Here is a 13,793-nt window from a genome sequence, read left to right on the forward strand (position 1 = left end):
CAAAACCCCGGTTTCTTAGAGAAACCGGGGTTTTATCGAAAAAGCTCGGCTATGGGGGTGCTGAACTCGGGCAGCAGTGGGGAGGTGAGGGTGTCACCCATCAAGAGAGTGCTGACAAGCTGAAGCTGAGCGTCGGTGCGGCGATAGATTTCTAGGGTTTTAAGCTGCCAGTTGACGATCCAATATTCCTGCACGCCGTAGCGAGAGTAGAGTTTGGGCTTGACTTCTTTATCGCGCTGCTCGTTGAGGTCGCCGGGGGAGAGCACTTCGATGATGAGTTCTGGGGCGACGATTAGGTGACCGGCGTCGTCTATGCCGTTGACCAAGCGCTCTTGGCTCACCCACACCACATCGGGAATAACCGCATCAGTTGGGGAGAAAACGACTCCGGGGGCTTGAAATGCTGCGCCTAAACCAGTTTGCTCGGACCAATGCTCTAAACGCATGTACAGCTTTCCGGCTGCACCCTGATGGCGAATGTGGGGGGCGCGGGTCACGCAGAGTGCTCCGTCGATGATTTCGTAGCGCTTCCAGCCGCCGTCATCGGGCATGGCGGCGAGATCGCGGATTGTCCAGGGCTGGGAGTTGGCAACCATGGCAGGTAAAGGTTGGTATGCCTCTAGTGTAATGGGTCTGCTGAGATGCGTTAGCGGACTGGTGGGGAGGCTCCTCCATACAGGTGGTTTCTACCAAACCTATCCAAAACAAAGCCCCAGACTCGTCAAGAATCTGGGGCTTTAGTATTTCTGGCTGGTAGACTAAGACCTACGACATCGCTTGGATAATGTAGTCGAAATAAGGCTGGGCCTCGGCAGCGTCTTCGTCAGACAGCAGATTTAGAGACGATTCCTTGAGGCAGCGGATGGCTTCGGCCATGCCGGGCACAGGCACCTCTAGAGCGTTGTACATTTCGCGAACGCCCACGATGCCAATGGCTTCAATCGGGGTTTGGTCGCCAGCTAGTACCCCGTAGGTAACCAAGCGCAGGTACCAGCCATAGTCGCGAATGCAGAGGGCGCGCTGCTTTTGGCCGTAGGCATTGCCACCGGGGGCGATGAAGTCTGGCCGTCGCCGCCATAGCTCTCTGCTGGCCTGGTCCACAATCTTTTTCTCATTCTCAGACAGAGTGGCGGCAATGCGGGTGCGCTGCTCGCCAGTCTTCAAAAAATCTTCAATGGCCTTGAGCTCGCCGGTGGTTGGGTAGCGCAGCTCGTCGTCGGCATTCAAAATAACTTGGCTAACAACAGACATAGTTAAAAATGACGGGGATGACCTTTTTCATTGATAGTTTAGCGACTTGGGGGGCATCAAGGAAAGTTAAATTCTCATTTAGTTAGCTACAAAGCCTGGCTAAATGAGGGGTATTGGTGACTAGCTTAGGAGCTGAATCGCTTGAATCTTAAGGGAATTTCAACCTCTGAACTGGTTTTTGGAGAATGAGAACGGGGTGGGAGATTTGTAACTTTTTCGACATATAGTTGCAGTACCGAGTGAGCCCGCTGCTGCCTTTGTGTTTCTGCCCAGGCCTCTGCTAACGCTGTCTGTTTAGCGAATGCTCTGGTAGAAGCAGGGTTGAAAATAAAATTATGGAATGGGTTGGCGAGGTGCTAAGGCGATAGCCTTAGGTATTGGGCGCGATCGCCCAAGGCCGGTCTTTGACCATCGCGCCCACCCCCAACCACCTCCTTTGCCCCTATGGACAAGCGATTGACCGATGACCAGGTGCAGCGCCTAGTGGCCGAGGTACAGCGACTCTCCGATCGCCACCACGCAGAGTTAGACACCGCCGAGGTGCAGGATATTTTGCAGCAGCTCGACCTGTCGCCCGAGTTTTTAGACGATGCCCTGATTCAACTCAAGCGCCAGGATGCCCTGGTGGTGCAGCAGCGTCGCCGACGCTGGCTGGTCGCCGGGGTGGCGGGAGCGGTGGCGCTGGGTCTAGCGAGCTGGCTGTGGCTGGGGAATCAACAGCAGCAGGAGCTAAGCCAGGTGGTGGCCCAGGGCGATCGCATCACCCTGAGCCAGGACGACGGCGGCAGTCTCAGCCGGGTGACGCCCCAATCGGGTGGCAGTGAGCTGGTCTACCGCATTACCCTGGCCGACGCCCCGGTGGGTGAGCAGCTAGCGCTCTCCTGTAGCTGGAGTGACTCCGATGGCCAGGTGGTGCACCAAAATCAGTACCGCACCAAGACCATTACCACGGCGGTGTGGCCCACCTACTGTCGCTACACCGTGGGCTCTGAGTCGCCCAAGGGAAACTGGACGGTGGCGGCCTTTGTCGGCGATCGCCAGCTCAGCGACGCTACCTTTACCGTGGAATAGAGGCTCTATGGGGTGGGATGCGATCGCAGCCATAGCGATCCAGGCCCAGGGCTGCCTCGGCTACTGGGGCTATGGTGATGAAGACTTTCTCCGGCCAACCCTGAGTGACCTGGTGGCCCAAACGCAGCTAAGCGACTGGCAGCTCCCATCTGTCCAGGGAGATTGCCGGATTGCCCTCTCGGCTTCTGGGATGCATGCTGATGCCTGGGTCACGGTGACTACCGACCGCCTCACTCTAGGGCGCGATGCCTTTGGTCGCATGACCCTGTATTGGATGCAGCGCGACCAGGGGATCTGGTTTGCTTCGCGGCTGCAATGGCTGCTGCCCCTGGTGCGTTCTCAGGGGAAATCGCCCCCGGTCAACTTGGCGGCGCTGTACGGCTACAGCTGCTTCTCCTACGTGCCGACGCCCCTTACCCCCGTAGAAGATGTGATGGCGCTACCGGCAGGCGTGGAGCAAACCTGGGCGGGACAGGTGCTCTCTCCCACCTGCCACAACCTGGTGAACTGGCGGGAGAGTGCTAGCCAACTAGACGATGAGGCGACGGCGATCGCCCAACTTCAGGCATTACTAAAAACCGCTGTGGAGCGCCAGGTTGCTGACCTGGGGGATGAGCCAGTCGGGGTGCTGCTGTCGGGCGGGCTGGATTCTTCCATTGTGGCAGCGCTGCTGGTGCAGGCGGGGGTGCGGGTGCGGGCCTATACCCTCGATTTTGGGTTCGATTTTGGCGAGGGCAGCCTGCCCGAGTGGCCCTACGCTGAGCAGGTGGCCCAATCTCTGGGGATTCCGCTGGTCAAGGTAGAGGCGATGCCCCGGCGCATTCGAGCCGCCCTGGGGGCAACGGCTAAGGCGCTAGATTTGCCCTTTGGCGATGGAGTCACCGTGCCCCTATACCTGCTCAACCAGGCCGCCAGCCAGGAGGTGGGGGTGATTTTTAACGGCGAAGGGGGCGATCAGCTGTTCGCCGGGTGGACGAACAAGCCCCTGATTGCCGCCAGCCTCTACCAGGCCGACCACCCCGAGGGCATTGAACCCTTTGCCCAGCAATATCTACGCACCTTCCATCGGCTGTGGGGCTACGAGGCCCAGGTGTTTCAGCCTGCGGTGCTGGGCGAAATTCAGGCGCTGAATTGCCAGGACTGGCTGTACCCGGCCCTCGAACCGACGGCGGCCCAGGGACTATTGCATCGGCTGCGGCGGGCGAGTTTGATGCTAAAGGGGGCGCAGAATATTCACCCTCGGGCGACCAATTTGGCCCTGGCCCAGGGGCTAAGGGTGCGATCGCCCTTTTGTGACCCCGACCTGGCCCAGTGGACCTTTGGCCTGGCCGGTACCCTGTGCCTTCAGGGGGCCTGCGAAAAGTACATTCTCAAGCGGGCGGTGGAACCCTGGCTACCCGCCGACATTGTGTGGCGGCCCAAGCGCGGCATGGGGGTGCCCTTAACCGCCTGGTGTTTAAATGAGTGGTGGCGCGACCTAGGCCAATGGCTGAATCCTGGGGTGCTGGCCGCCGAGGGCCGCTGGCAGCCGGATCTAGCCCTGCGCACGGCCCTGGGCGACCTCAGCGGTACCATTCAGGGGCGGCGGATGGGCGAAGTTCTGTGGCTGCTGGTGATGTGGCAGCAGTGGCGATCGCAAGTGCTGGGCGAACCCCTAGAAAATCCGCTGTGGCCGCATCCATTTTGGTTGCCCCCCCAAGTTTGGAGATACCGCAAGCGATGGCCCTAACCACCCAACCTAGACCCCAAACCGTCCCCATGCCAACTGCGTTTCAGCCCTCGACGGCGCTGGCGGCAGATCTCTTGCGGGTCTACGGGTCGCCGCTGTATGTCTACGACGGCGATCGCTTCCTCCAGACCCTACACCACATTGCCCAGGCCATTCCCTACCCCCGCACCCGCTTTCACTTTGCCACCGTCACCAACGGCAGTGTGGCGCTGCTGCAAATTGTTCGGGATGCGGGCTGGGGGCTGCACGCCAACACTCCGGGTGATATTTACCTGGGGCTACAGGCGGGGTTTGAGCCGAGGGCAATCGTCTACAGCGGCAGCAACCTCAGCCGCGATGATATGGCCCAGGTGTTGACCTGGGGCGTCGCTACTCTCAACCTAGACAGCCTGACCCAGCTTGAGCAACTCTGCGAGATCTATCAAACTCAGGACAGCGCTGCTAAGCACCCCTCCCTACGCCTGGGCCTGCGCCTTAACGATCCTGCTCTCACGGGTGACAGCCGCATTGGGGTCAGGCCCGAAGAGTTTGCGATCGCCCAAGCTCTCGTCACCAGGGCCAACGAATCCATCGGTGCTGCAAACCTTAAGCTCTGCGGACTGCATTTTTACCGGGGCACCGGCACCAACGCCACCCAGGCCTTTACCCAGGTGATTGACCGGGTGGTAAGCCTGGGTCAGCAGCTCCCCGACTGGGCCTATCTCGATTTTGGCGGCGGCTTTGGCCACCCCTACCGCCACGGGGGAGCGGTGTTTGACTGGGCAGTGTTTGGGGAAGGCATCACAGCGAAGTTAAACCAGCTGTCGCCGCCAGTGGAACTGGTGATTGAGCCGGGGCGGGCTGCGATCGCCGGATGCGCCGCCCTACTGACCACCGTAGTCTCGGTGAAATGGCAGGGCGATAAGCAAATCGCCGGGGTCGATACCACCGTGGCCAACCTGTCGGTGCCCTCCGTCCATGGCGGCTACCGCGAGATTGTCGCTCTGGCTCCCAGCTCATCCCCCCAGACCTACCCTACCGATGTCTGCGGCAACACCACCTATTCCCGCGACTACCTGGGGCGCAACTGTCAGCTGCCAAAGCTGGCCCCCGGTGACACCCTGGCTGTTTTGGATGTGGGGGCCTACGGCTACGCCATGGCGTCTCACTTTTTGCACCGTCCGCGACCGGCGGAAGTGCTGCTTCAGGCCGGTCAGCACCGCCTGATTCGTCGGCGAGAAAGTTACCAAACGCTCATTCACAATCAAATTTTTTAGCTTCTATTTTTTAGTTCAAGGGCAAGGGAAACGGCTATGAAATGCATTCAATGCGCCGCTGAAAACAATCTCAAAGACCGCACCGCTAACTCGGGTCGCTGCAAAAACTGCAACCACCCCTTTGCCTTTGAACCCACTATTATGGATGTCAAAATCCGTTTCACCGATGGGTTCTTTGCGAAGGCGCTATCCGATATTTCAGCCAATGACACGCTTTATTTCACCCCCAAACAGCTGCTCTACCTATTAGAAAAACGGCTAGGTCGCAAAGTGGCTATGGGTGAGCGGGTTGCTAGAATTATTCCTGGCGTTTTCTTAGTCGCAATTGGCTTTTTTACCGCCGTCTTTGGCATTGGCCTGCTCATAATTCCCATTGGCCTGTGGCTGATTATTTCCGGTCTGCGCCGACCCGTTCGGCGATCTGAGCCCCATCGAGATGTTGTCCTAACCAACACCATGGTGAATACCTGGCTCCAGCAGTGGCAGCGATATAATCCACCCCCAACTAAACTGCTGCCGCCCCCCAGTGCTGCCGCATCCCTAGCCCCTGCCGCTGACGATGTGACGGCCTACAGCTTTGACCGAGTGCTGGTGTGCGACAGCGTGGCGATCGCCCAACTCCTGATCGCCAACAACATTCACTTCGAGCACAACTGCGCAGTGCTGAGCATCACTGGCTACCCCCGCACCATCTTTGCCACCACCATGGCCATGCTGCGCCGCAACCCAGATTTGCAAGTAATCGCACTGCACAACTGTAGCCCCCGAGGCGTGGCCCTGGTACAGGAACTGCGCACCAGCCCCGACTGGTTTGCCGAAAATACCCCGATGATTTTTGACCTGGGCCTGCTGCCCCGGCAGATCGAAGCGGCCCGGCAGCAGGCCTATATTCAGGTTTCGACCGACTCGGCCCAGGCGGCTAAAACCATGTCAGCCGAGGTGCGTCAATCGCTGTCGGAGACCGAGTTGCAGTGGCTAGAAGCAGGGTATTTTGTCGAGCTAGAGTCCTTCACTCCCCAACGGCTGATGCAAATTGTCAGTCGTGGCATTGCCAGGCTGCAAAACCTGGGCGAAGACGTTGACGACAATTTGATTTTGGTGGGCGATGTCGGCAGCAGCGGCGGCACCTTCATTTACGCCGCTGACAATTTTGGTTGACCTGTAGCCAAATTTCTAGACTGACCAGCAGCCACAGCTTGACGCCGTAGCGTCGCCAGGGGTCGCCCTGATAATTCAGCCACTGTTGAATCAATGTTTGATTGAGGTAGGGGGCGATCGCCGCCCGACGACTCAGCAGCAACTCCCTGGCTGCCCGCTGCCATTCGCGCTGAAACCCGGCCTGCACGGGCACCATCATGCCGCTTTTGGGGCGCTTGAAAATGGCCTCGGGCAGCAGATCGCTCACCGCCTGCTTGAGCACAGCTTTTTCCTCCACCCCCGACAGCTTGTATTGCGGGGGAATAGTCATGCTCAGCTCGACAATGCGCTGGTCAAACAGGGGCGATCGCCCCTCGACCCCGGCGGCCCGGGTGAGGTTATTAACCTTGGTCAAAATCTGGTCAGCCCCTTTAAATTTAATGTTTAGCGCCATCAACCGATTTAGGTAGCTAGCCGAGCTGTGCAGATCTTCGGCAAAGCAGTAGGGCTCATGCTGCACCGCTGCCCAGAGATCAGGCTTGAGCAACTGGGGCAGGTCGGCGGCGCACTTGCGAAAGGCCAGCAGGTACGCCTGAAGCGGGTCTTGCGGACTGATGGAACCGTAGAGCTGGTTGATCAGCATCGGCTGGTTTTTGGGGCCGCCAAAGCAGGGGTCGCCCCCTTCGCCATTGAGCACCACCGCCACCTGCTGCCGCGCCAGCTGCCCCAGCAGCAGGTTCGGCACAGTTAATGGGTCGCCGATGGGGTCGTCGAGCCAGGCCATGGCCTCGGGCAGCTGCTCCCACATTTGGGCTAGGGGAATTTCGAGAATGTGGTGCTGGGTGCCGCAGTGCTGGGCCACTAGGCTCGAAAACTCTAGCTCGTTGGGGTAAGGGTCGCCAAAGTGAATGGAGTAAGTGTGGACGGGATCATGGTGATATTTAGCGGCCAATGCGGTGATGGCGCTGGAGTCGAGCCCGCCGGAGAGAAATACGCCCACTGGAGCGTCTGGCAAAGAGTCTTGTACGACCTGGTTCAGGTGCGATCGCAGCCGCTCCCCATGCCATTCCAAAGATTCTCCGTTGCCCTCAGCCTCCAGCCGCTCCTCCAGGTGCCAGTAGGCTTGGCAATCATCCCCAGGCCAGGAGATCCGGGTGCCGGGGCGCAGCTCGCGCACATCTTGCCAGAGGGTGCGATCGCCCGGCACAAAGGCGCAGCACAGATAGTCGCGCAGGGCGATCGGGTCAAGCGCATTGGAGCGGTAGGGGGCGAGCGATCGCAGATCCCCCGCCGCCCACCGGGTTGCCCCCTGGGCAGTGTAGTACAGCGTTCTGGCCCCCGCTGGATCGCGCCCCAGCTCCAGCACCTGCTGCTCCCGATCCCACACCGCCAGGCAAAAGGAGCCCACCAGCTTGGTCAAAGTTTCGCCCTGCCACCGTTCCCAGGCGACAGCCACCAGCTGCATATCTGACTGGTGCAGCGAATTCTCTAAGGCAAGGTCGGTGAGTAGCGATCGCCGCTCCCGCAGCCATACATCCCCCACCACCACGTAGCGCCCCGAGGGGCTGAGCACCAGCTGGCTCTCCACTGACCGACCTGGATTGAGGGCGATCGCCAGCGGCCCCTCCTGCCAGGCGGCTCCCTTAAGGTTGGCCCCCGGCCCCCAACCCAAACACCAGGTCGGCGCTACCGGCAGTGGGTAACGGATAGGTTGCCTGGGAAACCGCAGCATGGTGACTACATTTGCAAGTCAGATTAGGGATGCGACCATCCTACGCAGTTTGGTATTGAATACTATCTGGCCACTACCCTTCGATACTCAATGATTGATAGCACATAAGCTATCATAAACGCATCATGGTGAATCGGATTGTCGTTGACACCAGCGTTTTTGTCAGCGCTCTCATTGGGTCAACTGGCCCTAGTCGAGAGCTGATTCGCCGTTGTCTGCTCAAAGACTATCAGCCCCTCATGGGCAATGCGCTCTTTTCTGAATATGAAGCTGTCATTGGGAGGGATTATATTCTCGATCGATGTCGCCTGACTAAAATTGAAATAGACACTCTGTTTCAAGCTTTTATAAGCGTGTGCAAATGGACATTTATTTACTACACCTGGCGTCCCAATCTCAAGGACGAAGCAGATAATCATCTCATTGAGCTAGCGGTGGCGGGTAATGCCCAAATTATTGCTACCCAAAATATTCGAGATTTTCAAAACGCTGAGTTGCTCTTTCCTGATCTCCAAATTCTTACCCCGGCAGACCTGCTCAATCGGTGAAATTATGGCTACTTTAACCATTCGCCTACCCGACGATAAGCACGAAAGGCTCAAAGAACTCGCCCAGAGTCGAGGCATCAGCGTCAACAAGCTGATGGAAGAGCTATCGACGATCGCCCTTGTAGAATTTGACACCTACACTCGGTTCAAGGCCATGGCCGTTCTTGGCAGCCCCCAAGCGGGGTTACAGATTTTAGATAAGCTCGATGCGCTGGAGCAGAATTAATCGGAGATATAGCGGTAACCAGTTTGGTTGAAAATTTTTCCAATAAGCGTTTCAACGTTTCTACTTGCTTCACAGCAGGTCGGCGCGGGGGCGGAAGCGTTCGGTTTGGCGCAGTTCTTCGTAGAGGGCTTTTTCGCGATCGCTCAGCCCGGTCGGCACCACTACCTCTAACTCCACAATCTGGTCACCGCGATGTTCTCTGCCGATGGGGTAGCCCCGTCCCGCCAGCTGAATGATTTGCCCAGTCTGTGTCCCCTGGGGCAGGGTTGTACGCACCGGGCCATCCAGCGTGGGGATGTCGATGGTGCTGCCCAGGGCGGCTTCGCTGGGGGTAATGGGCACCCGACAGTACAGGTCATTGCCTTGGAGGGTGTAGAAGGGGTGCGGGTCAACCTGGATGCGCAGGTACAGGTTGCCGCCGCCTACGCCCTGCCCCCGCAGGCGAATGCGCTGGCCGGTGACCATGCCAGCGGGCATGTTGACTTCCAGCGATCGCCCGTCTTCAAGGCGAATGCGCTCACGCCCGCCGCGAAAGGCTTTTTCGAGGGGAACGGTGAGGTCGGCCTCGGCATCGCGAGGATCTCGGGTTGGGCTAGTCTGATAGGCCCGCGGGCTCTCTGACCCGTAGCCATTGCCGGTGGCTGTATCCCCCCGACGGGTGGGCGTACGGCGGTTGAGCAGTTGATCCACAAAGACATTGAAGTCGGGAAACTCTCCAAACCCAAAGTCTTCGAGGGAAATGCGCCCGCCGAAGAGATCGCCAACGACAGATTTGCCCTGGCCTTTTTTAAAGCCCTCCTGCTGCCAGTACTCACTAAATTTCTCGTACTGGGCGCGCTTTTCGTCGTCAGAAAGTACAGTGTAGGCTTCGCTGACGAGCTTGAACTGCTCTTCGGCAGCCTGGTCACCGGGGTTGAGATCGGGGTGGTACTGCCGGGCTAGTTTGCGATAGGCCTGCTTGATGTCGCTAGAGGATGATTCTCTGGAAACCCCCAGAATGTCGTAATAGTTCCGAAAGTTCTCCATCGAGGGGTGGGTGAGTAGGGGCGTAGGTGGGTGGATGGGTAAGGGGTTGGAATTTCCTCGGCGGGGGATTTGCCTGCCTCAGAGTTTAGGAGGATTAGAGCCACTCGTCGCGATCGCTCCAGTTGTCGCCGTCGTAGCGGGGGGCCGGGCGACGGTTGTCTGGACGTGGGGTAGACGGCCTGGCAGCATCGGCCCCTCGCTCGGGGGAAGCCGGGCGAGAGCGGTTCTCGGGGGGCTGATCTTGAGCGGGGCGATTCGCCGAGGCGGGTTGCCCCCAGGGGTCATCATCCCAACTGCCGTCTGGGCGCGGGGGCGCGGGGCGGTTCCCTGAGGAAGCCGCTTCGCCAGCGTAGGGGTCATAGCCCTGATTGTCGTAGCCCCGACTGCCAGGGCGGTCGGTTCCAGAGTTGCGGTACCTAGACTCGCCATAGCCTGGCTCAGGAGCACCGGGTTCGTTGTAACTCTGGCGGTCGTAACCTAGGCTGTCGTAACCCTGGCGGTCGTAGCCCGGTTGACCGTAGTCTGGGTCGCCATAGGCGGGGCGAACAGGCCCAGAATTCTGCGCTCGCGGCGCGTCTGCTGGGGGAAATTGCCCGTAGTCTTGGCGACCGTAGCCAGACTGGTCGTAGCCAGATCGATAGTCGTCAGGGGCAGATCGTGGCGCATCGCCAGACTGCCTGTAGTCCTGGCGATCGTAGTCTTGTTGACTGTAATTTTGGCGATCGTAGCCAGATTGGCCATAGTCCTGGCGGCCATAGTCTGCGGCAGGCGGCTGGGAGCGGCTGGGTTCGGGGCGATCGTAGCCCTGGCTGTCGTAGCTCTGACCACCATAGCCCGGGCTGCCGTAGCCCTGATTGCCGTAGCCCGGGCTGCCAGAGGGAGGACTGTTGTAGCCCTGGCCGTTGTAGCCGGTTGTGCCGTAGGCGCGATTGTCGTAGGCGGGGCTGCCGTAGCGCTGGCCGCCTGCTCCGCTGCGGTTGTCGTAGTCCCAGTCGTCATCCCAGTTGCCCCAGGAGGTAGAGCCTTGATAGCCGTAATTGGGCCGGGCATCTAGGTCGTCGTCGAAGGTAAAGGTTTTCTTGAGGGTGCTGCCGATCTGGCCGAGAATACCGCCTTCGGGGGCATCGTCGGCTTCGTAGAGGTAGGCCTCGCGGTTGAGGTCATAGAGTTCGTCTTGCAGCTCGGCTTGGGCGATGTCGATGCCCCGCTCGTCGCTTTGCTCCAGGTAGTCGCGCAGCTCCTGCACTAGACCTTCAATGCGGCGGCGGCGATCGCGGGCAAACTGCATGCCAAAGTCGAGGGCCACCTCCCGCAGCAGTCGCTCGGCCTGGAAGGTGAGGGCTTCGGCCCGGTTGCGCTTCTCGACTCGCTCTCGCTGGAGGCGATCGGTTTCGGCAAACTCCTCCGCCTCGCGGATCATCCGCTGCACTTCGCCTTCTTCGAGGTTAGATGCGCCTTGGACGGTCAGACTCTGCTCGCGCCCGGTGGTTTTATCCATCGCCGACACCTGCAGAATGCCGTTGGCGTCGATATCAAAAGAGACCAGCACCTGGGGCACGCCGCGCGGCGCGGGGGGAATGCCCATCAGCTTAAAGCGACCCAGAGACTTGTTGTCGGCCCCCATCTCGCGCTCGCCCTGGAGCACGTGGACTTCTACGGAAGTCTGGTTGTTCTCAGAAGTCGAGAAAATATCCGATCGCCGCACCGGAATCGTGGTGTTGCGCGGAATCACCTTCTTCATCACGCCCCCAATGGTCTCCAGCCCCAGGGACAGTGACGTGACATCGAGCAGCATGATGTCCTGCACTTCTTGGGTGATGATGCCCGCCTGCACGGCAGCCCCCACGGCGACGGCTTCATCAGGGTTCACATTCTGGCTGGGTTCGAGGCCGATCAGACCACGCACCAAGTCCTGCACCATGGGCATGCGGCTGCCGCCCCCCACCAGCACCACCTCGTCAATGTCGTTGGGGGTGAGGCCTGCATCGCTGAGCGCCTGCTTGAGGGGAGCGCGCAGAGCGCTGACCAGATCGCCACAGATGCCTTCGAACTGCGATCGGCTCAGGCGCGTCTCAATGTGCTTTGGGCCTTCGGGGCTAGCGGTGATGAACGGCAGGCTAATTTCGGTGCTGGCCACGCCAGAAAGCTCAATCTTAGCTTTCTCCGCTGCCTCAGTCAGCCTCTGGAGAGCCTGGCGATCTTTGCGTAGATCAATGCCCTCTTTTTCGAGAAACTCATCGGCCAGCCAATCCACAATTTTGGTGTCGAAGTTGGTGCCGCCGAGCTGGGTATCGCCGGAGGTCGATCGCACCTCAAACACCCCATCACCCACGTCGAGAATCGACACGTCGAAGGTGCCGCCCCCCAGGTCAAACACCAAAATAGTCTCGTTTTGAACCTGATCGAGGCCGTAGGCCAGCGCTGCCGCCGTCGGTTCATTCAAAATGCGCTTGACTTCCAGTCCCGCAATCCGCCCAGCGTTGCGAGTAGCCTGGCGCTGGGCGTCGTTAAAGTAGGCGGGCACGGTGATTACCGCGCCGGTCACCGGCTGGCCCAGGTAGCGGCTGGCCTCATCCGCCAGCTTGCGCAGCACAATGGCCGAAATTTCTTCGGGGGCAAAATCTTTTTCGAGGCGGGGGCAGCGAATTTTGACGTTGCCCAGGTCATCGCGGCGAATGGTGTAGGGCACCCGCTTAGACGATGGGTCAAGCTCGGCGTAGCGGCGACCCATGTAGCGCTTGACGCTGTAGAAGGTGTTTTGAGGGTTGAGCACCGCCTGCCTGCGAGCCATCTGCCCTACCAGCCGCTCGCCCTCTTTGCTAAAGGCCACCACCGAGGGCGTAGTTCGCATCCCCTCGGCGTTGGCAATTACCACCGGCTTGCCGCCCTCCATTACAGAGACCACGGAGTTGGTCGTGCCCAGGTCGATGCCAACTACTTTTCCCATTCGCTCTGGCGTCTCCTTATCTGTCGGACTGCGTGCTCAATGAAGGTTAGCACCGAGGGGGCATCGCTTCTGCCAACCTACTTACATCAACTTTCTTAATGATAGTCTGTCACAGGCTGGCCTAGATTCTACCGCACGGCTTTTGGAGGCTGGTTGGGGAGCGGTAGGGAGGGCTGGGGAGATGAGGGGGGGATAGGAAGTAACAGTGCCTCTGGGTTTGGGAATGACCTAGACTGGAGCTATCTTGAAGCTCAGCTTTCTTCTCTATGGTGCAGACGCGGCCCAGGTTCTATAGCTTTGACGAGTATCTGGCCTACGACGACGGCACGGAACATTTTTACGAGCTATTTAATGGAGAACTGATTGAGGTGCCGCCAGAGTCGGGCTACAACACCAGCGTTGCTTTTTTTCTATCTATTCAGCTAGCGGCTCTGGTGGGGCATCTGCGGGTGCGGCTTCATGGCCTGGAGCTTGAGGTTAGGGGCGAACCGAAGAATCGCTACCCTGACCTGACGGTAATTCAGCCGGAGCACATTCAGCTGTTGGCCAAGCGCAACACCATTCGTCTGACGATGCCACCGCCAGCCCTTGTGATGGAAGTAGTTAGCCCTGGGGAATTGCAGTGGGAGCGTGACTACGTGGCCAAGCGTGCCCAGTACGAAGATTTAGGTATTCCTGAGTACTGGATAATCAATCCTCAAGACCAGACAGTGCTGGTGCTGGCGCAGCAGGGGCAGGGGTTTGCTCCGGTGGGGACGTTTGCAGGGGAGCAACCGATCGCATCGGCCCAGTTTGCCGGTCTCACCCTGACCGCCGCTCAGCTTTTTGCGGCAGGGTTGCCAGAATAGCGCACCATAGCTAGAGGTGCTG

Annotated in this window: 11 protein-coding genes and 1 pseudogene; 7 read left to right on the top strand and 5 right to left on the bottom strand. The window is 59.3% G+C overall.

From position 1 onward, the window contains the following. Positions 1-32 precede the first annotated feature (32 nt). Both VB780_RS12985 and apcD read right to left on the bottom strand, forming a co-directional pair. Positions 33-596, bottom strand: coding sequence for a Uma2 family endonuclease (locus VB780_RS12985; RefSeq protein WP_323351580.1), 564 nt, complete (start codon positions 594-596; stop codon positions 33-35). 169 nt (positions 597-765) lie between these two features. Next, a complete protein-coding gene (apcD, locus tag VB780_RS12990; protein ID WP_323351581.1) occupies positions 766-1,251 on the bottom strand; it encodes an allophycocyanin subunit alpha-B in 486 nt (161 codons plus the stop codon). Positions 1,252-1,695: 444 nt separating this feature from the next. Between apcD and VB780_RS12995 the strand changes: the two genes are divergently transcribed. From VB780_RS12995 to VB780_RS13010, 4 genes are read left to right on the top strand one after another with little or no spacing between them, the layout of a single operon-like run. Then, complete coding sequence (locus VB780_RS12995; RefSeq protein ID WP_323351582.1) at positions 1,696-2,322, top strand: DUF3859 domain-containing protein; 627 nt, start codon at positions 1,696-1,698, stop codon at positions 2,320-2,322. A 7-nt stretch (positions 2,323-2,329) separates the two neighbouring features. Continuing rightward, the gene (locus tag VB780_RS13000) at positions 2,330-4,051 is read left to right on the top strand and encodes an asparagine synthetase B family protein (RefSeq protein WP_323351583.1); all 1,722 of its coding nucleotides are present in this window, start codon (positions 2,330-2,332) and stop codon (positions 4,049-4,051) included. A 29-nt stretch (positions 4,052-4,080) separates the two neighbouring features. Continuing rightward, positions 4,081-5,307, top strand: a complete 1,227-nt coding sequence (locus VB780_RS13005; RefSeq protein WP_323351584.1) for a decarboxylase — start codon at positions 4,081-4,083, stop codon at positions 5,305-5,307. Positions 5,308-5,343: 36 nt separating this feature from the next. Further along, positions 5,344-6,465: a hypothetical protein gene (locus tag VB780_RS13010; protein ID WP_323351585.1), complete on the top strand. Its 1,122-nt coding sequence runs from the start codon at positions 5,344-5,346 to the stop codon at positions 6,463-6,465. Here VB780_RS13010 and VB780_RS13015 read toward each other — a convergent pair. Next, the gene (locus tag VB780_RS13015; protein WP_323351586.1) at positions 6,437-8,176 is read right to left on the bottom strand and encodes an asparagine synthetase B family protein; all 1,740 of its coding nucleotides are present in this window, start codon (positions 8,174-8,176) and stop codon (positions 6,437-6,439) included. The two genes, VB780_RS13010 and VB780_RS13015, sit on opposite strands and share 29 nt — an antisense overlap. A gap of 125 nt (positions 8,177-8,301) precedes the next feature. Between VB780_RS13015 and VB780_RS13020 the strand changes: the two genes are divergently transcribed. Then, positions 8,302-8,724, top strand: coding sequence for a putative toxin-antitoxin system toxin component, PIN family (locus VB780_RS13020; RefSeq protein WP_323351587.1), 423 nt, complete (start codon positions 8,302-8,304; stop codon positions 8,722-8,724). A 4-nt stretch (positions 8,725-8,728) separates the two neighbouring features. Continuing rightward, positions 8,729-8,950, top strand: a complete 222-nt coding sequence (locus VB780_RS13025; protein WP_323351588.1) for a ribbon-helix-helix protein, CopG family — start codon at positions 8,729-8,731, stop codon at positions 8,948-8,950. Between the two features lie 69 nt (positions 8,951-9,019). On the opposite strand, the gene VB780_RS13030 is transcribed toward VB780_RS13025, so the two are convergent. Both VB780_RS13030 and dnaK read right to left on the bottom strand, forming a co-directional pair. Then, entirely contained in the window at positions 9,020-9,976 is a 957-nt protein-coding gene (locus VB780_RS13030) for a J domain-containing protein (RefSeq protein WP_323351589.1), read from the bottom strand. 979 nt (positions 9,977-10,955) lie between these two features. Then, a pseudogene (gene dnaK, locus VB780_RS13035) lies at positions 10,956-12,923 on the bottom strand (molecular chaperone DnaK); the annotation flags it as partial. A 266-nt stretch (positions 12,924-13,189) separates the two neighbouring features. On the opposite strand from dnaK, the gene VB780_RS13040 reads away from it, so the two are divergent. Then, the gene (locus tag VB780_RS13040) at positions 13,190-13,771 is read left to right on the top strand and encodes a Uma2 family endonuclease (RefSeq protein WP_323351591.1); all 582 of its coding nucleotides are present in this window, start codon (positions 13,190-13,192) and stop codon (positions 13,769-13,771) included. The last annotated feature ends 22 nt before the right edge of the window (positions 13,772-13,793 follow it).

The organism is Leptolyngbya sp. CCNP1308 (assembly GCF_034932455.1).
In the GTDB taxonomy this organism is placed as follows: Bacteria; Cyanobacteriota; Cyanobacteriia; order Phormidesmidales; family Phormidesmidaceae; genus Nodosilinea.